This is a genomic window from Providencia sp. PROV174, assembly GCF_028480685.1.
GTDB lineage: Bacteria > Pseudomonadota > Gammaproteobacteria > Enterobacterales > Enterobacteriaceae > Providencia > Providencia rettgeri.
Map to the genome: position 1 here is coordinate 189966 of NZ_JAMPOT010000008.1, position 17741 is coordinate 207706.

22 protein-coding genes are annotated in these 17741 nt (G+C 38.9%); 10 read left to right on the top strand and 12 right to left on the bottom strand.

Annotation, left to right across the window (positions count from 1 at the left end; all coding sequences use genetic code 11):
* Positions 1-9 precede the first annotated feature (9 nt).
* Positions 10-561 (top strand): adenylate kinase, encoded by a 552-nt coding sequence (locus PSE60_RS06645; RefSeq protein ID WP_272664910.1) that lies wholly within the window; start codon positions 10-12, stop codon positions 559-561.
* A gap of 46 nt (positions 562-607) precedes the next feature.
* Here the strand turns inward: PSE60_RS06645 and ddlA are convergent, their stop codons facing one another.
* Together ddlA and PSE60_RS06655 are read right to left on the bottom strand one after the other, a co-directional pair.
* Complete coding sequence (gene ddlA, locus PSE60_RS06650; protein WP_272664911.1) at positions 608-1711, bottom strand: D-alanine--D-alanine ligase; 1104 nt, start codon at positions 1709-1711, stop codon at positions 608-610.
* 133 nt (positions 1712-1844) lie between these two features.
* Positions 1845-2729 carry a LysR substrate-binding domain-containing protein gene (locus tag PSE60_RS06655; RefSeq protein ID WP_272664912.1) on the bottom strand — a complete coding sequence of 295 codons (885 nt, stop codon included), beginning with the start codon at positions 2727-2729 and terminating at the stop codon, positions 1845-1847.
* 151 nt (positions 2730-2880) lie between these two features.
* On the opposite strand from PSE60_RS06655, the gene PSE60_RS06660 reads away from it, so the two are divergent.
* Positions 2881-3495: a LysE family translocator gene (locus PSE60_RS06660; protein WP_272664913.1), complete on the top strand. Its 615-nt coding sequence runs from the start codon at positions 2881-2883 to the stop codon at positions 3493-3495.
* Between the two features lie 41 nt (positions 3496-3536).
* Here PSE60_RS06660 and PSE60_RS06665 read toward each other — a convergent pair whose 3' ends face one another.
* From PSE60_RS06665 to PSE60_RS06675, 3 genes are all read right to left on the bottom strand, one after another.
* A complete protein-coding gene (locus PSE60_RS06665) occupies positions 3537-4010 on the bottom strand; it encodes an NUDIX hydrolase (RefSeq protein ID WP_272664914.1) in 474 nt (157 codons plus the stop codon).
* Positions 4011-4066: 56 nt separating this feature from the next.
* Positions 4067-4453, bottom strand: a complete 387-nt coding sequence (locus tag PSE60_RS06670; protein WP_272664915.1) for a cytidine deaminase family protein — start codon at positions 4451-4453, stop codon at positions 4067-4069.
* A 78-nt stretch (positions 4454-4531) separates the two neighbouring features.
* Entirely contained in the window at positions 4532-5872 is a 1341-nt protein-coding gene (locus tag PSE60_RS06675; RefSeq protein ID WP_272664916.1) for an aminotransferase-like domain-containing protein, read from the bottom strand.
* Between the two features lie 95 nt (positions 5873-5967).
* On the opposite strand from PSE60_RS06675, the gene PSE60_RS06680 reads away from it, so the two are divergent.
* Both PSE60_RS06680 and PSE60_RS06685 read left to right on the top strand, forming a co-directional pair.
* Positions 5968-6852 (top strand): DMT family transporter, encoded by an 885-nt coding sequence (locus PSE60_RS06680; RefSeq protein WP_272664917.1) that lies wholly within the window; start codon positions 5968-5970, stop codon positions 6850-6852.
* A gap of 117 nt (positions 6853-6969) precedes the next feature.
* The gene (locus tag PSE60_RS06685) at positions 6970-7428 is read left to right on the top strand and encodes a GNAT family N-acetyltransferase (protein ID WP_272664918.1); all 459 of its coding nucleotides are present in this window, start codon (positions 6970-6972) and stop codon (positions 7426-7428) included.
* Between the two features lie 46 nt (positions 7429-7474).
* Here PSE60_RS06685 and leuE read toward each other — a convergent pair whose 3' ends face one another.
* The gene (gene leuE, locus PSE60_RS06690; RefSeq protein WP_272664919.1) at positions 7475-8116 is read right to left on the bottom strand and encodes a leucine efflux protein LeuE; all 642 of its coding nucleotides are present in this window, start codon (positions 8114-8116) and stop codon (positions 7475-7477) included.
* 485 nt (positions 8117-8601) lie between these two features.
* On the opposite strand from leuE, the gene PSE60_RS06695 reads away from it, so the two are divergent.
* From PSE60_RS06695 to PSE60_RS06720, 6 genes are all read left to right on the top strand, one after another.
* A complete protein-coding gene (locus tag PSE60_RS06695) occupies positions 8602-9456 on the top strand; it encodes an AraC family transcriptional regulator (RefSeq protein WP_272664920.1) in 855 nt (284 codons plus the stop codon).
* Positions 9457-9514: 58 nt separating this feature from the next.
* On the top strand, positions 9515-10216 hold the full coding sequence (locus PSE60_RS06700; protein WP_272664921.1) for an AzlC family ABC transporter permease: 702 nt from the start codon (positions 9515-9517) through the stop codon (positions 10214-10216).
* A complete protein-coding gene (locus tag PSE60_RS06705; RefSeq protein WP_004910828.1) occupies positions 10213-10527 on the top strand; it encodes an AzlD domain-containing protein in 315 nt (104 codons plus the stop codon). The genes PSE60_RS06700 and PSE60_RS06705 overlap by 4 nt, the downstream gene beginning before the upstream one ends.
* Before the next feature lie 191 nt (positions 10528-10718).
* Positions 10719-11186 (top strand): DUF1456 family protein, encoded by a 468-nt coding sequence (locus tag PSE60_RS06710; protein ID WP_272664922.1) that lies wholly within the window; start codon positions 10719-10721, stop codon positions 11184-11186.
* A gap of 88 nt (positions 11187-11274) precedes the next feature.
* Complete coding sequence (parS, locus tag PSE60_RS06715) at positions 11275-11736, top strand: type II RES/Xre toxin-antitoxin system antitoxin (RefSeq protein ID WP_004910826.1); 462 nt, start codon at positions 11275-11277, stop codon at positions 11734-11736.
* Positions 11733-12191 carry an RES family NAD+ phosphorylase gene (locus tag PSE60_RS06720; protein ID WP_196718396.1) on the top strand — a complete coding sequence of 153 codons (459 nt, stop codon included), beginning with the start codon at positions 11733-11735 and terminating at the stop codon, positions 12189-12191. Before parS ends, PSE60_RS06720 begins: the two co-directional genes overlap by 4 nt.
* On the opposite strand, the gene PSE60_RS06725 is transcribed toward PSE60_RS06720, so the two are convergent.
* The 6 genes from PSE60_RS06725 to PSE60_RS06750 form a co-directional block, all read right to left on the bottom strand.
* Complete coding sequence (locus PSE60_RS06725) at positions 12192-13082, bottom strand: LysR family transcriptional regulator (protein WP_272664923.1); 891 nt, start codon at positions 13080-13082, stop codon at positions 12192-12194.
* A 45-nt stretch (positions 13083-13127) separates the two neighbouring features.
* Positions 13128-14087, bottom strand: a complete 960-nt coding sequence (accA, locus tag PSE60_RS06730; RefSeq protein WP_210838816.1) for an acetyl-CoA carboxylase carboxyl transferase subunit alpha — start codon at positions 14085-14087, stop codon at positions 13128-13130.
* A gap of 105 nt (positions 14088-14192) precedes the next feature.
* Positions 14193-14615 carry a helix-turn-helix domain-containing protein gene (locus PSE60_RS06735; protein WP_210838818.1) on the bottom strand — a complete coding sequence of 141 codons (423 nt, stop codon included), beginning with the start codon at positions 14613-14615 and terminating at the stop codon, positions 14193-14195.
* Positions 14616-14645: 30 nt separating this feature from the next.
* On the bottom strand, positions 14646-15209 hold the full coding sequence (locus tag PSE60_RS06740) for a GNAT family N-acetyltransferase (protein WP_210838820.1): 564 nt from the start codon (positions 15207-15209) through the stop codon (positions 14646-14648).
* A complete protein-coding gene (locus PSE60_RS06745; protein ID WP_371031718.1) occupies positions 15190-16650 on the bottom strand; it encodes an AMP nucleosidase in 1461 nt (486 codons plus the stop codon). The genes PSE60_RS06740 and PSE60_RS06745 overlap by 20 nt, the downstream gene beginning before the upstream one ends.
* A gap of 93 nt (positions 16651-16743) precedes the next feature.
* Positions 16744-17658, bottom strand: coding sequence for an AEC family transporter (locus PSE60_RS06750; RefSeq protein ID WP_272664925.1), 915 nt, complete (start codon positions 17656-17658; stop codon positions 16744-16746).
* Positions 17659-17741: the final 83 nt, after the last annotated feature.

The following is a 17741-nucleotide window of genomic DNA, read 5'->3' on the forward strand; positions in this document are numbered from 1 at the left end:
TGTTTACATATGAAAATTAATATTATTGGCACTAGTGGCAGCGGTAAAAGTACCCTGTGCCAGCAACTTTCTTTGTTATTAAATGTCCCTTCTATTGAGTTAGATAGCTTATATTGGCTAACAAATTGGCAAGGTTCTTCGGATGATGAGCTTAACCAGAAACTTACCGCTGCATTAGATAAAGCGGTATCTGGATGGGTGCTTGATGGCAACTATACACGGACTCAACCCATTAAATGGAAAGAAGTCGACATGGTGGTTTGGTTGGATTACTCCTTGCCTCGAACCCTTTATCAGTCGATTACGCGCACATTAGCACGCATTCGTTCTGGACAAGAGCTGTGGGAAAATACAGGCAACAAAGAACGTTGGAAAAATGCCTTTTTCAGTCGCGATTCGATAATTTTGTGGCTGCTAAAGACTTACTATCCAAATAAGGAAAGAAACCTAAGTCATATGGCAAATCTCAATTTACGCCATATTCAGTTTGTTCGGCTCACCTCACCAAAAGAAACAAACTTATTTTTACAACAGATGAAGGCTCAAGTTCAGAGTAAATAAACATCTCGGCAGTCATAAAAACTACCGAGATAGTATTATTCAGCAATTAAAGCTCATCACATGCCGTTTTCAACATCGCTGTTTGTTGAAATTTTTCAATTCCTAACTCGATTAAGCGGCTAATTAATTGCTGATAGGTCATACCGCCTTGCTGCCATAGTTTCGGATACATACTGATATTCGTAAAACCAGGCAATGTGTTGATTTCATTGATAACGACGTCATTATTTTCCGTTAAGAAAACATCCACACGGGACATTCCATAGCAATTTAATGCGCGGTATGCGGATAAAGCAATCTCACGAATTTTATCACTCACCGCCTCATCTAATTGTGCAGGAGCAACGACAGATGCGCCATTCTCATCAATATATTTGGTATGGTATGCATAAAAACTATCGTGCAACACGATTTCACCACAAGGGCTGGCAAGAGGTACTTCATTACCCAATACTGCACACTCAATTTCACGCCCTTTTACTGCACTTTCAATAAGGACTTTAGTATCAAATAAAAAGGCAAAATCAAGAGCCGTTTCAAATTCCGATTTAGTGCTGACTTTGCTGATCCCGACAGATGAACCTTGATTTGCAGGTTTAATGAATAGTGGTAAGCCTAGCTGTGCCACTGTGGCTTCATATTCCGTTGTTGTACGTTCATTTTTAAGCACCGTAATAAACGGGGCAATATTTAAGCCTGCGTCTCTAAGTAATCTTTTGGTAACGTCTTTATCCATACAGGCGGACGAACCTAAAACCCCCGGCCCGACAAATGGTAAATTCGCCATGCGCAATAAGCCTTGCAGCGAACCGTCTTCACCTAAATTACCGTGGACAATAGGAAAAATGACATCAATTTGCGGCAATGGTTTCGCATCTTCAAGGGAAATAAATTGCTCTCGAGTTTTCCCCGGAACAAGTGCAATGCTACGTTTTGGTGTATTCAATGCAATACGAGACGGGTCATCACCATGCAATAAATAATCAGATTCGTTATATTCATGCCATTGCCCTTCTTTATTAATTCCCAAAAGGCATACATCAAATTTATTACGATCTAATCCATTGATAATATTTTTAGCGGACTGTAGCGAAACTTCATGTTCTGTTGATCGACCACCAAAAATAACACCTACTCGTATTTTGCTCATTATTTGCTCCGACATAAAACACCAAACCTAGCAGAGAAATATAGCACGCAAAGAAATGCTTATGACATAAATTATTTATTTTTCATTAGGGTTCGCTGGCTTTATAATCAAACCGTCTTTTTTTGATGCCTAATTATCTTTCATCAATCAGGGTTTCAATGCTGATACTTACCTGTTCTATTAACCACTGGGTAAAAGTAGCTGCTGCACTGCCTCGCTCAATAGGTTTCGATGACAATAAATAATACGCAGAATTATCTTCAATGAAACCATATGGTGCGGCTAATTGCTTTGATTGCACTTCATCCGCAACCATCAAAAATGATGCAAGCGCTGCTCCTTGCCCCGCCAATGCAGCTTGAATACACAAGTAAAAATGCTCATATGTAATGGTTTTACTATTTGGAAGAGCAACTTTTTTTATATTCTGCCAAGTTGCCCATGCATTAGGTCTAGATGTCGTCGACAGTTGTGGTATGTGAGCAAAATTTTTCTTAAGATCAAGTTCAGGCCGAACCACAACCCCCATACGTTCTGAACAGACTTTTACTGCACAAAGATTGTCACTCCATTTAAAATCATTACGCCTCAATGCTAAATCAACATTCGCTTTTGTAAAATCAATAACACCACCTGCTGCAACTAGATGTACCGTAATATGAGGATATTGTTGATAAAAATGCGTAAGTCGAGGAATTAACCACTTCATTGCAATTGTTGGTTCGCATGACAAGCTAACAACATCAGGAAACGTGCTATTTTTTATCTTTTCAACACCGTCTTTAAGCTGCTCAAATATCGAACTAGTCGTTTGTAACAATATTCGTCCGTTAGCCGTTAAAAAAACAGCTCGGTTCCTTCGTTCAAATAACTCAACACCAAGGTATTCTTCTAATAAACGAATTTGTCGGCTAATCGCACTATGAGTCACATTTAGCTCTTGTGCCGCTTTCACAAAACTGCCTGCTTTCGCAGCAGTATCAAAAAAACGTAATGATGTTAACGGTGGTAGTTTCATATATATAGGTAATAAAAACTGACAGATTTGCGTCAGGATAAATCGCTTTTTAGTTTTATTCAATCCATTGATAATAAAAACAATAAATAAACAAATTATTTCAAAGAAAATACATTTTTAGTCTGTTTCTATTACCTTTCAGGAAATTAATATGAATGAAATTATTGCAGTTGCGACCATCACCATTTTAGCCGTTATTAGTCCGGGGCCTGACTTCGCTATGGTAACTCGCAATAGTTATACCTATGGCATTAAAACAGGCTTACTGTGTGCGCTAGGTATCGCTATTGGGGTACAGGTTCATGTGTTCTATACCGTTTTTGGCATCACGTTAGTCATCATGAATTCACCAACATTATTCTTAATTGTTAAACTTATTGGGGTATTTTACTTGGTGTATATCGGATTTAAATCATTAACGAATAAAGTAAAAATATCCTCGAATAATGCAGCATCAAGGCCATTATCTGCCTTAAATGCTTTTAAAAATGGTTTTTTGACGAATGCTTTAAACCCAAAAACCATGTTTTTTGTGGTTTCTGTGTACAGCCAAGTTATCAGTACACAGAACTCAATTTGGTTAAACTTAAGTTATGGCCTATTTATTTCTTTCGCTCATTGGCTTTGGTTTAGTCTAATTGCGATTTTCTTTGCAACCCCCGTAGTACGAAACAAAATCCTTAACTACCAATTTATTATGGATAGAACAATTGGCACACTACTCATTCTATTGGGACTATCTTTATTATTCTTTAATGTAAATTAATCTTGTACTTACACCCCTACCCATGCCCACATTCATGATAATTATTTACCTTGCAACCGATAATATTCATTGACTACTTTCGCCAACTCAATCACATCAGCTGGAATGTTGAGTTTGGCGAGCGCCTCAAATGGCACCCATTCAAATGGTGCAAAAGGCGGTTGTGATGAAGGCAATAACTCACATAAGTAAATCATATCAATATGCCAATGGTTGCCTTTCTTTTTATCGACAATAAATTCTTTTAAGATAGCGATAGGCAGCGGCAGTACTTGTGTATGGGGTGAATCATGGATTTGTGATGCAAACGGGAAACCACAACTGACTACTTGGCACTCTAACCCCGTTTCCTCAAGAACTTCTCGAAAAACAGCATGCTGTGGCTCTTCATTCACTTCGATGTGGCCACCCGGTGGTAACCAAAAACCAAGCTTTTGATGCTCGTGTAATAAAAACTCACCATGCTCATTACGGATCATTGCTGTTGCCGTAAAATGTTTAACTTCCTCGTTCATCCTGTCACTGCCCTTTTTCTATTTTACTATTTCTACATTGTATTTTTATTTCGAGCCTAACACCTTGCGGCCTTCCAGTCATAAGGCATTAACTCTGCTAATGTCACCTGCGTGTTTTCATTGACTGCAACGACTGTTGACTGGTTTTTATCTGACAGCTGGCTTAGCAATTCCCGGCAGCGCCCACAAGGCGGAACAATACAGCCTGAAGCATCAATGGCGACAATAGCTTTAATGACTGATTTACCATTTTTAAGCATATCCGCAACTGCAGCATGTTCCGCACAAAAGCCAAGTGAACAGGCAGAATCAATACTGATGCCACTATAAATCTCGCCATCTTCTGTTTCTAATGCAGAAGCGACATAACCACTTTCTACATAACCATTAAAGGTTGCAGGTTTAGCATATTTCTTTGCTACTTCAATTAAGTGTTTTAACATTACTTCTCCGCTAACTATTCTATTGATATGTTCGTATTAGACGTTAACTAGATATAATAATATCAATTTTTTTGTGCTTTATTCTAAGTCCACCATATAAAGAATGACTGATTTTATTGTTTTCAACGCGCTTTCAAGCTCCTCATCAGAAACGGTACTAATGGCGACACGAATAGCTTGAGGAACAGCTACTGCTGTCGAGTAAGAGCTAGCACTACTCACAGCAATATGATGTTTAGCCAATACGCTAATCACTGGCTCTGAACGGACGCCTTCAGGCAACGGTAGCCAAAGAAAATAACTATTGGGATGGGCTATATAAGGGAGGTCCGTGAAAATTCGCTCAGCGATTTTTTGTCTATTTCTCGCATCTTGCCTTTTGTTTCGCTCAATTTTGGCAACTTCCCCTTTTTTTATCCAATCACAAATAATTGCCGTGGTTAATGCTGGCGTATTCCACGTCGTTATACGTATAACTTTTTCGATGTTAGATATGTATTGTTGTGGCGCTAAAACGATACCAACACGCAAGCCTGTAGCAATATTTTTCGAAAATCCCGCGATATAAAACGTTCTTTCTGGTGCCAACACAGCTAATGGAATTGCCAATGGTCGTTGCAAAAACGCATACGCGCCATCTTCAATCAGTAATAAATCATATTTTTTTGCTATTGCTACCAAAGCCTTACGTGCTGATAAAGACATAACCCATCCCAAAGGGTTATGCACTGTAGGCATTGTATAATAACCACGAATTTTTCTTTGCAAACACAGTTGCTCTAAAGCAGCTAAGTCAGGCCCCCCCTCTAATACCGGTATTGAAATTAATTCAATATGATATGTCTTAGCTAATGCTTTAAAGCCTGGGTAAGTAAGAGCGTCGACAGCTATCGAATCTCCTGGGCTAAACATCCCCAAGATAATAGTCGCTAGGCCATGCTGTGCACCGCTTACAAAAGAAATAGTATCAGGTGATACGTTGGAAAAACCTTGTTGTGCTAGGTAATTAGCCGCAACAATTCGCTCATGATGACGGCCTGTATGTTGCTGATAATATAAGATCCCCTCCAAATCACCACCGATAGAAAGCTCTCTTAACGAGTCTCGTAATAACTTTGTTTGCTCTTTTGCAATTGGATAACTAAAATTTAAATCTAACATTTCGGGTGTTACATCTTGTTCAATGCTCAATGCGGGTAGCAGATGGATATCCCTGACAAAAGTTCCTCTACCCGTTTCGCCACTCACTAAGCCTTTTTCAATAAGCTCACGATACACCCGTGACGCTGTCACCAATGAAATACCTTCCTGCTTAGCAAATGCGCGATGGGTCATCAATCGAGTTCCTGGCTTCAACTCCCCACGAGAAATCTGCCCTGCCATTTTATCGACGTATTTTTGGTAACGTGCCTGAGCCATGTGATTGTACCTATGACAATTTTTTGATTGTCATGATTATCTGCATTAATTTTCTCGAACTCAAGATATTTACCTATTCATTTAATGAGGAAATTATGGAACAAACAGTATCAACACAACCCTCTTCTACACGAGGTTGGTTGTATGGTTTTATTGGTGTCGTTATTTTCAGTGGCTCCTTACCAGCAACGAAAATGGCTATAGAAGGGTTCAGTCCAGATTTTTTAACCGCTGCACGTGCTACTATTGCAGGCATTATTTCTATCATTATTTTTCTGTTTTTACGCCAAAAACTCCCTAATAAAGCCACTTTTCTCCCTTTAGTCATTGTCTCTATGGGTGGGGTTATTGGTTTCCCTTTGTTAACCGCTTTGGCATTACAGTATGTAAGTTCCGCACACTCAATTGTATTCATAGGTTTACTGCCTCTCGCAACCGCTTTTTTTGCCGTTTTGCGTGCCCACGAGCGCCCTCGCAAAATGTTTTGGTTGTTTTCAGTAATAGGAAGTTTATTTGTTATCGGCTTCGCATTATTTCAAGGTGGAGAAAGCAGCTTGCTTGGTGACCTCTATATGATAATCGCTATCTTGTTATGTGGCCTGAGTTATGCAGAAGGTGCCGTACTGTCAAAACACCTTGGTAGCTGGCAAGTGATTTGTTGGGCATTAGTTATCTCTTTGCCCATTATGTTAGTGCTGTGTATTACCTTATGGCCGGGAAATGTAATGGCAGTGCCGAGCAAGGCATGGGGAGGTTTACTTTATGTTTCATTATTTAGCATGCTCATTGGTTTCTTTTTTTGGTATAGAGGCTTAGCTGAAGGTGGTATTGCTGGTGTAGGGCAGTTACAGTTATTACAGCCATTTATTGGTTTGTTGTTGTCAGCATGGCTACTACACGAAACTGTAGATATATTAATGGTCATTTCAACTTGTGGTGTGATCTTTTGTGTTGCAGCATCCAAAAGATTTGCAGGGTGAGTTTCTTATTGAAAAACATGGGGCATTCGAAGCGCGATTAGAGAAGATAAATTATCGTATGATAGTTGGCAGCAATTGACTGTAAACTCCCTCTTTAATTGCAAGGAATGATTAAAAATGCAATTTGTTATTGTCCAGCAGCAAGATACACAATTAATTGATCAAATCAGCTCTGCATTACACCAAGAATGGGCAACATTAACGCCGTGGTCTGACATTTCCATTATAAAAGAACGATTATTTAACCGTAGCCACATAGATAACCCTCAAATATTGTCATGCTTTGTTGATGAACATGGGCAATTACTTGCCTGTGCAAGCATTATTTTGCATGAGCTTCCAGACGTTTCAGGTGCTCAGTGGTGGTTAGGCGAAGTTCTCACGATCCCATCTGCTCGTGGGAGAAAAATTGGCACAAAACTGATTGAACAACTTTACCAGTATTACCATAGATTCAACATTGCCCCTTTGTATTTATACACGCCAGATATGCAAGCACTATATCGCCAAATGGGCTGGGAAGACGCTGAACAGAGGCTAGTGAATGGTGAGTGGGTAACCGTAATGAAACGTTAGTGGTAAAAATAGCCAGCGCATGGGCCGGCTATTTCTGATAAAACTATTATGCGGTTAGTGCCAGTTTTGCTCCAAACATCAAGAATACAGCGCCAATACAGCTATTAGAGAATTTAGATAGTTTTTTATTATGTTTAACCATATTCGTTACGGCAACCGCGCCAAAAATCAATAGTGATAAATAAATCATGCTACAGACTTCTAAAATGGCGCCAAGAATAAAAAATGGCACACCCGCGCTTGGATAAGCTGGGTCAATAAATTGGATAAAAAATGAAACATAAAAAATGATCATTTTAGGATTTAGTAAACTTAAAAAAACGGCTTTTTTATAGGTACTCTTGGTTTCTAAAGTAATTGAATCAACATCACCTGTATTTTCTTTCTTATGCAATACGCTATATAAGGTTTTAATCCCTAAATAAAATAAATAAGCCGCCCCTGCGTATTTTATAACACTAAAAAAGATAGGCGATGTTTTCACTAAAGATGCAACCCCTAAAAATGATAGAAAAATGAGCATAGCATCTCCTGTAAAGACACCTAATGCCGCTTTATAACCATTTTTCACACCATATTTCGCACTGCTAGTTAAAACAAATAAAGAATTAGGGCCTGGTACCAGTGTAATAAAAATAACACCGATAAGATAAGTCCATAAGTTTGTAATACCGAGATTTTCAAGCATAGGAAACCCGCTAACTCAATAAAAGTTATAACAAAAAATTCACATCGTTTCTTTATATCTATTATGATACAGACTTTATTTACCCTATAAAAGATATCACCAATGAATAATGTAAATACAAAATATAATTTCAATAAATTAAAATAAACTGGTTTTATATGAATGAATCAACACGTAAAATTGGAATAATAAACCATATCGATCAGCTTAATCAGAAGCAGACTGCAAACACCGAACAAGGCAGTAATTAATGCTAATATTTTTCGATAATTAAGAATTTAACACCACAAAAACAAATGAAATAGTAATAGTGATTTGAGTGAGATTTCGCGTTATAACATAAACGTCGGTGCTATTTAAAAGTAACGTTGGATAAAAACTGCATGAAATTAAAACACCCCATTTAATAGCAAGCTAAGATTATTTTCTTTTAACATTTTATTAAAAAATATTGGGTTATTAATAACTATTATTTTAGGAATTCCATGGAAAGCGCTAACTATTTTCATCTAGAGGAACTCAATGGCCTTGAAATGATCAAAGCTCGTTATCATCAACAAAAATTTTCTCGCCATAGTCATGAAGGGTTTTGCATTGGTGTTATCGAAGAAGGCGCACAACAATTTTTCCGTACTGGCGAAAACCACTACGCCCCTAAAGGGGATATAATTTTAGTTAATGCCGATGAAATTCACACAGGCTCATCAGCAATGGAAAATGGCTGGTCTTATCAGGCTATTTACCCTACTCCAGAACTTTTTACCCAACTCACACAAGGTTTAACAACAGAACACCAAGGGCTAGTACCCTGGTTTCCTATTGCGGTGATACAGGATGCAGGGCTTAGCGCCCAACTCCGCTTATTGTTTAGTCTATTACCTCAGCCAGGTAATACCCTTTTCAAAGAAACCTTGTTGTTATCCTCTTTAAGTTGGCTGACCTTACGTTACAACCGTACTAAAGTTGAATTAACAGAAATAACACCCGCAAAGAAACGCATAGAACAAATTTGTGATTTGCTCATAAACACCTGCGAACAAGAACATTCATTAAGCCAATTAGCTGAAATATCAGGTTTTAGCCAATGGCACTTTCTACGACAGTTCAAATTGCATACAGGAATTACACCGCACGCATTCTTAGTACAAGCCCGCTTACATAAGGCAAAAAAACTGTTATTAGCAGGAAATTCACCCGCAGAAGTATCAAACCAATGTGGTTTTTCCGACCAGAGTCATTTCACTCGGCATTTTAAACAAGCCCTTGGAGTTACCCCTGGGAATTTTATTCGGCATCGGATCGGTGAAAAGAGCAATTTTATTCTATCTACTAATATTTAATCTCTTTAAAATCAATCAAATTATAAAAGTGTTCATAATTACAACAAGGTTAGTTTAAATGGCATCACAACAAAGTAATCAATGGCAAAAAGCAATGATGACAGGAGCTGTTCATACCGCTCCTCTTAACCTTGCGGTTATTCCATGGGGGGTATTAGCAGGCTCAATGGCGGTCGAAACTGGTCTCGATTTCTGGCAAAGTGTGGCGATGTCTGCGATGGTATTTGCAGGCGCAGCACAGTTAGTCACTCTTGGATTACTTAACTCAGGTGCAGGCTATATCACGATTGTTATTTCTGTTTTTTTTATCACTTCCCAACACTTACTTTATGGGCTGACATTACGCCCCCAAGTTAAGGACTTTACAACGCCTCAACGTCTTAGTATCGGCTTTTTATTAACAGATGAATTGTTTGCGATTAGCGCAGCTAAACGGCAAAGCTTAAGTTTTCCCTATCTCTTTGGTGCTGGGTTTAGTTTTTATCTGGTTTGGTTAATCACCAGCCTTTGTGGGATTGCGATGGCCAATATTGTGGGCGATTTGAGTCGCTTACATCTCGATTTTTCTGTGGTTGCAACTTTACTTGCAATCGTCGTTCCACTAACAAGAAAAATAAGTACGCTTTGTGGTGTTATTTTTTCACTCGTTGTCGCTATCGTACTTTCAATGTACTCCTTCAGTAGTGCTATTGTTATCGCTGGTGTGGGTGGGATGTTTGTGTCAGTGGCCGTTTCACGTTTATTGAAGGAGGAAAAATGATTTGGCTTTTAATTATTACCTTAACAGCGGTTGTTTTTACTCTACGTTATATTTTCCTAATACCACAGTTGCCAATACGTCTTCCCCTCGTGGTTCGCCAAGCACTAGGGTACTCAGCACCTTGCTTGCTAACTGCAATTTGTGCCCCTGTTATCCTATTAGAAAACCATGATCTACGCTCCTTCCCAGATAATCCTTATTTATGGGGGGCGTTATTCTGTGTCATTGTTGCCTCAGTATTGAAAAATATGCTGTTAACTGTCGGTCTTACCTTAGTATTTTTCTATTCCCTTATTTATTTTATCGGTTAACTTAATATTCAAGATAAAGCATCGTTCAACGCTTTGCTTTATCTTGGTTAATCCCTCATAATATGGCCCTCTCAAAATACATTCCTTTTCAATTTCACCCTGTCATTGATTGTCATAGTGAATACTTTATTGGCCTTACTTACTCAATAAATAGCCAATTAACTTTTATAGATAATGGATAATACAATACCATGCTTAATAATTATGTTTTACGTAGTGTTCGCTATATGTTGGATTTAAGCGATGCCCAAATGGTTAAAATCGTAAAACTCGCAGATTTGGCTGTTACAAAAGAAGAAATGGTGACTTGGTTAAAAAAAGACAATGAGCCTGAATATGTTGAGTGCAATGACAATGTAATGGGGCATTTTCTGAATGGTTTAATCTATCACCGCCGTGGTAAAGATGAAAATCATCCCGCACCTGACGTTGATAGCCGCATTAATAACAATATTATGCTCAAAAAATTACGTGTGGCTTTTGAATTAAAAGATACAGATATGATTGAAATCTATCAGCTTGTTGATTTTCGCGTATCCAAACCTGAGCTTAACGCTGTTTTCCGTAAGCCTGGACATAAAAACTATCGCGAATGTGGAGACCAATTACTGCGTTACTTCCTAAAAGGCCTGACAATTCGTCTACGTGGTGATAAATAACCATTTCTTCTGTTTGTTTTTTGTTCGTTTATTTTGCATTTTTCTGACATTTGTCTATAATGAAGATGACAAATGTCAGGAGATTCAAATGAGAAACTATATCCCCACAACCCCACTTCAACCGACTGCTTCATCTTTTAAACCACTATGGCGCCATGTAGGGTTACCCGCTGAGCGTGGTATTGAATTGACCCACTTCTTACGCCAAGGGCTGTCTGTCTCTGTTTTAGACAATATCCAGGAATGGTCAGGAATGAGCAAAACTGAATTATTACGGATATCCGGTATTAATGAACGCAATATTGCTCGTCGCAAAAATGCAGGCCAACCCCTTAATGCTGATGAAAGCGAACGAATTGCTCGTCTAGTACGCGTGTTCGATGCGGCAGTGCGTTTATTTAATGGAGATAAACATGCAGCAGGTGATTGGCTTAATCACCCAGTTAAAGGGTTAGGCCATTTACGCCCTATTGAGCTTATTGCGACAGAAAGTGGAGCCATTGAGGTGATTGATTTGATTGGCCGCATTGAGCATGGTGTGTTTTCATGATTTTGTATCGATTGGTTAAATCCAGTTTTGTACATGATGCATGGTCAGGCCAAGGAGCCATGCTCTACGGCGGGCGTTGGAATCATAAAGGAACTCCCGCTGTTTATACTTCAACGAGTATTTCATTAGCCACCCTTGAAATACTCGTTCACATCAATCAAGACTTACTGTTAAACCAGTTCAGCTTGCTGTCCATCGATATCAATGACAGATACGTGATGAAATTGTCGTTAGACCACCTTCCAACAGATTGGCAGCAAGACCCAGCACCAACCTCTACCATGGATATTGGTACTACATGGCTAAATAACCAAGATAGCTTAGTATTGTTAATTCCCTCTTGTATTATTCCCTACGAATACAATGCAATTATCAACCCGTTGCATCCGCAATTTCAAAAAGCTATACATACCGTTAAACCGCTGGATTTTAGTGTTGACCCACGCTTAGCATAGTTAAGTATTTGCTAACAAATACTGTAAAAAAGTGTCTATTTTCGGTGATAATGCACTACGGCTCGCATAAACCGCGCTCAGTTCTATTGGGGCTGGTGATACCTCATCGAATTCTATTTGCACTAATTTATTCTGTGTAATCTGTTCGGCACACCCTTCTAATGCCAAGATGGCATAACCAACGCCGCTCATTGCGGCAGCGTGAGCTAGAATACCACTATTTACGCGATAGTTACTGTTAACTATCACTTTTTGCTGTAACCCCTCTGAATCAATAAATATCCATGGTTGCCCCTGCAATGCACTCAAGCTTGAAATACACGGCATATTAGCTAAGTCCATAAATGAACGCGGTTTTCCTACTTGTTCAATTAATTGGGGAGCGGCAACTACAACACTTTGCCATGATTTGATTAAACGTGAGTGATAGCTACTGTCCTCAAGGTGACCACGATGAAATGTGAGTAATAAATCAATATCATCACTAATAACATCTTGAGGCATTAATTGTGTATCACAGTGAATATTTAATTGTGGGTGTAATAATGCAAACTTCGCTAATAAATCCGCGAATAGTAGACTACCAAATTCACTGGGGATAGTTAGCCGTAACGTTCCGGTAAGTTGTTGTGGATGACAAATTTGCAGCACAACCTGCTCTAATTCACTAACTAGCTTTTGGCTTTGCTCAAATAAAATATTTCCCGTTTCAGTTAGCCGCATTTGCCGGGTTGTTCGTTCAATTAACTGGCTGTTAAGTTGTTGCTCCAACTGTTTAATATAACGGCTCACATTCGATGTTGGCATTGAAAGTAATTTTGCCGCATTGACAAAATTTCCTTGTGTCGCAACAGCAATAAATACTTTCAATAAGTTCAGGTCAACAGCCATTTCTAATCCCTACAGTTCACTCTCTATTAATCTGAACTAATAGCATTAGCAGTATCCAAAATCCATTATTTTTTGATACCGCTCTGCTAGCAATACTTCCATGTCTAATTGAATTAACTCATTTAAATCAGTGAGTAATTGTTGTTTTAATTGTTCTGCAGCTAACTGATAGTCACGATGAGCTCCACCCAAAGGCTCTGAAATAATGGTATCGATAATGCCTAGCTCTTTTAACCGTGGAGCAGTCATTCCCATCACTTCCGCTGCTATTTGTGCCTTTTGGGAATCTTTCCATAAAATAGAGGCACAACCTTCCGGGGATATCGCTGCATAAGTACTGTATTCCAACATATTAATACGATCCCCCACACCAATACCTAACGCACCACCAGAACATCCTTCACCTGTAATGACACAAATAATGGGCGTTTTTAAGCGCGACATTTCGATAATATTGCGTGCAATGGCTTCTGCTTGTCCGCGCTCTTCAGCACCAACGCCAGGATAAGCTCCCGCAGAATCAATAAATACCAATACAGGTAGGTGGAAACGTTCCGCCATTTTCATTAAACGGAGTGCTTTGCGGTAGCCTTCTGGCGATGGCATACCAAAATTACGCATAACTTTCTCTTTTGTTGTACGCCCTTTTTGTTGCCCCAGCACCATAACCGGCCTACCATCCAAACGAGCAAGCCCTCCCACCAGCGCCTTATCATCAGCAAAAGCACGGTCACCGGCTAATTCTTGAAATTCAGTAAATATTAATGAAATATAATCAAGAGGATAAGGCCTTAATGGATGCCTTGCTAATTGAACAATTTCCCATGCCCCAAGAGATGCAAATATCGTTTTTGTCAGAGAATGACTCTTTTTTTTCAAGAGCTGGATTTCTTCCTCTAATTTAATTTCTGAAGGGTGCCCTTTCTGTTTGAAGGCAATAAGCGCTTCAATTTTGTCATTGAGTTCAACAATGGGTTTCTCAAATGCAAGAAAATGGTGAGTCATATCGTTCCTAAAATGGTAACTGCAATCTTAGGAGTGTAACCAGAGAATCAATCCCATTCCATGCCTAAAAATAGGATTGATTATTACCAAAAGTGGGATAGTTATTTAGCGCTGATTTTTCTTCAATTGATTTGATTTTAAACTATTTTCCATGATTTTTTGAAAATTAGGGCATAAAAAGTGGTTTTTTTCAGGGCAATTCGCAATGTGCAAAATACCTTTTTTTAATGCAGATAACCCCTGTATGGTTTGTTCAATCTCCTCGGCTTTTTCGAGTAAGCTCCCACGTTCAATATTAGGGCCATCCTTATGATTGAGCATGATAGCAATTTCGTCGAGTGAAAATTTAGCTTCCTGCCCTAATGCAATTAAAGATAAGCGGGTCATAACATCTTTCCCATGATAAACCCGTTTTAGCCCCTTACGGCCTATCGGTTTAATCAACCCTCTTTCTTCATAATAACGTAAGGTTGATGCCGCTAAACCTGATAATTGGCTAACTTGAGAAATATCCAGTTCATCATGCATGAAATAATAACCCGCTCTAACATTCACAACTCAAGCTAGTTGTTGCCGTAATAATACCGTAATTGTGCCGTTCATAAAAATTTCACGATCAACTACGTAACCCAACTTTTCAGCCACGCGTAAAGATGCCAAATTCCTCGGCTCAATAAAGCAAATAGATTGCTGAAACTTATTTTCTTTTACCAGCCAAGACAATGCAGCCTGCATCGCTTCTGTTGCATAGCCTTTTCCTTGGTATTCAGGTGCAATGACCCAGCCCGCTTCCGGAATGCCTTTAACTTGGGGTTCGACCATGCGATGAAAATCCGCAAACCCCAAATCACCAATATATTGGCCACTTACTTTTTCGCGGACAGCCCAATAACCAAAGCCTAATAATGGCCATAAGCCACCATAAGCTAACATTCTCATCCATGACTCGCGCTCGCTAGATGGCATACCGCCAATGTAGCGAACCATCGACTCGGTCGCCCATAACTTCGCAAGTGCAGGAAAATCACTCACTTGGTGTTTATTTAATATTAATCTGTCTGTCTCAAGTTCAGGTATTACAGCCATTGATTGCATCTCCTTGCTATCTAAATGGGGGTTCATCAAACGTTCTTAATTTCCTTGAATGTAATTTATCCCCTTCTTGCCTCAATAAATCAATAGCACGAATACCTATTTGTAAGTGTTCAGAAATTGCACCTTCATAAAAACTGTTTGCTTGGCCCGGTAATTTAATCTCACCATGCAAAGGTTTATCCGAAACACATAAAAGCGTACCGTAGGGAACCCTGAAACGATAACCTTGTGCTGCGATTGTGGCACTTTCCATATCCACTGCAACAGCGCGACTTAAACTAAAACGGCGAGCCGTTGCAAAAAAGCGTAATTCCCAGTTTCTATCATCTGTTGTAACAACGGTTCCTGTTCGTAGTCGCTGTTTTACCAACTCCCCAGGCATATTACTAACTTGTTTCGTTGCGTCATATAACGCGCGTTGGACTTCTGCAATACTTGGAATAGGAATATCTGGCGGTAATACATCATCAAGAATATGGTCATCACGCAAATAAGCATGTGCCAAAACATAATCACCAATTTTTTGGCTTTCTCTTAATCCACCACAATGGCCTATCATCAACCAAGCATGTGGTCGTAAAACCGCTAAATGGTCGCAAATATTCTTTGCATTTGAAGGCCCAACACCGATATTCACTAAAGTAATCCCTGCACCATCCCTAGCGATTAGATGATATGCAGGCATTTGAAATTTTTTCCATGTTAAATCAGAAATGGCAATTTGTGGGTCTGCATTCTCAGCGATTAAATAATTATGCCCTACACAAGATAATGCGATATAACGACTTTCAGGATCACGTACCTGTTCACATGCCCAATTCACGAACTCATCAACATAACGGTTATAATTGGTGAATAAAATATAAGGTTGAACATGTTCAGGTGGGGTTCCGGTATAATGCTTCAAACGCGCTAATGAAAAATCCACACGTAATGCATCAAAATGAGACAGTGGCATTTCATCCGTAGCAGAATACAAGCCATCGGTAATATCATCACTAATGTGAGATAAATCGGTTATAGGAAAATGTGCAGCTAAATTACTGCTCATACTCCTATCCAACATTAAGTCTGAGCCATCAATGACAAAAGGATAAGGAATTTCAATTTTTGAAGGGCGAACAGCAAAAGTAACATCATAATCTTGTTGCAAAATAGACAGCTGTTCAACTAAATAAGCACGAAATAACTCTGGTTGAGTCACCGTAATGGTGTAATCACCTCGTTTAACAAAGCGTGCATAAGCACGTGTTTTTTCACAATGATCGACTTTTCCTTCCCATGTTACACATAGCTCGGGGTAAGCGAATAACCCATTTTCCCTTTCTGTAATATCTGGTATGCGGCCTTCTTTTACATAAATAGCAATAGCGTCCCTTAATGAGTCTATCGCATTGCTATATAACAACGAAAGTTTATCCAAAACATCTTCAATAGATAAGTTTTCATATTTCTGGCATTTTTCCAAAGACACACACAACTCCTTATCATCAGATAAAATCATCTCCGATAACATAGAGTATCAGTGTGATAGTTGCAAAATATATCGAGATTAATGTACTCACGATAAATGTACTACAAAAGATAAAACAATGGGTAATGTGAACACAGCAACCACGGTTTGTAAGGTAATTATACCGGCCATTAACTGACTATCTCCATTTAACTGGCGCGTTAAAATATAAGCGGTTGGTGCAGTGGGAATAGCAAAAAATAGCACTAATAAGGTTGTTTCAAGGTTTGGCAATGAAAATAAACCCGCCACTATTACCGCTAAAATAGGCATAAGAAGTAAGCGTAACAATGTCGATGTCATGATGGGTTTAAATTCATTTCTCAGCGTTGAGGTTTGTAATGCGGCTCCAATACAGATTAGGCCTAACGGTAAGCTAGCGGCTGCGAGTAATTTTAAAAATTGATCGGAGCCAAACGGTAACCCGACAGGCGATATATTTAATAACACCCCAACAACACAAGAAATGATTAATGGATTTTTTATGATCGGTAATAAAATTTGCCTAACGGAGACTTGTTGCCCAGAAGATAATGAAAGTACAGCGATGACATTACAGCTTGGTACTAAAACAGCCATAATGACTGCAGCGATAGCAATGCCTTCTTTACCAAATAAATCTGCAACAATGGCCAACCCTAAATAAGTATTAAAACGCGTAATTCCTTGGATGTGAGCACCAAATCGTGGGATAGGTATTTTGAATAAATATTTACAACCGAGAACTAACGCGGAACTCATCGCTAAAACACACAAAATGGCGCTCGCTAAATAGGGTAATTTAGGGTTATCCAATGGTGCTGTTGCTAAACTGTTAATTAATAATGCCGGGAATAAAATAAAATAATTTAACTTTTCAACACTCGGCCAAAAATCTGTGGTAACTATTGTCGAACGACGTAATACAAATCCCATTGCAATCAGAGCAAATAATGGCCATAAAACTAATAAAATCTTATCCATGAGAACGTCATCTGTTTTATCGAAGTATTAATTAAGTATATTAATCAGTCTATCGTTAAGTTTTTGTGACAGATAGGTAAAAA